Raw genomic sequence first — 637 nt, 5'->3', positions numbered from 1 at the left:
CGGCCTGGCGGTTGAGCCCGTCCTCCTCCGCGGCGGCCTGGCCGGCCAGCAGCTGGACGCGGCGCCGGTTGGCGGCCACGTCCGCGGTGTTGCGCCGGGCGGTCTCCAGCAGGTCCAGCTGCTGCCGGTAGCTGGCCTCCAGGACCTGCAGCGGGTCCGGGACCTGCACGGTGCGGGTGGAGCGGAAGACGGCGGTGAGGCGGCGGCGGATGGACATGGCCGGATCCTTGAGGGGTTAGCGGGGACCGGGGTAGTCGGCGATGTCGCGGACGGGGAGGCCGCCCCGGGAGCGGTAGCTGTGGTTCCAGGTCCGCAGGGCGTCTGCTTCAAGGGCCAGATGGCGGCTGGCACGTTCCAGCTGGGCGTCGCCGATGGAGTCACCGGCCAGCAGCAGGGTCTGCCGCAGCTGCGCGGCCAGCGCCACTGCGCGGCCCACCTGCTCGCCGAGCCTTGCGGCCAGGGTCCGTTTCAGGGTCGGGTCCGGTTCACGTTCGGCCAGCCGCAGCTGCTCGTCCAGGGTCCGTTCGGCCCGGGCCAGATGGGCCGCGACCGCCGGCAGGTCGCCGACCGGACGGCCATGGACGCCGGCCGCGGCGAGGGTGCGTTCGGTCGCCCCGGCAGAGCGGCGCAGCTGGAG

General features: G+C 75.0%; 2 protein-coding genes. Both read right to left on the bottom strand.

What is annotated here, in order from left to right; genetic code table 11:
• On the bottom strand, positions 1–217 hold a 217-nt coding region (locus ACFQ36_RS23255), incomplete at its 3' end, for a hypothetical protein (protein WP_377017995.1).
• An 18-nt stretch (positions 218–235) separates the two neighbouring features.
• On the bottom strand, positions 236–637 hold a 402-nt coding region (locus ACFQ36_RS23250; protein WP_377017993.1), incomplete at its 5' end, for a hypothetical protein.

Origin of the sequence: Arthrobacter sp. GCM10027362, from assembly GCF_042679445.1 — a bacterium.
In the GTDB taxonomy this organism is placed as follows: domain Bacteria; phylum Actinomycetota; class Actinomycetes; order Actinomycetales; family Micrococcaceae; genus Crystallibacter.
Note: the sequence above shows the minus strand (reverse complement) of the source record. Positions and strands in the feature narration are given on the sequence as shown.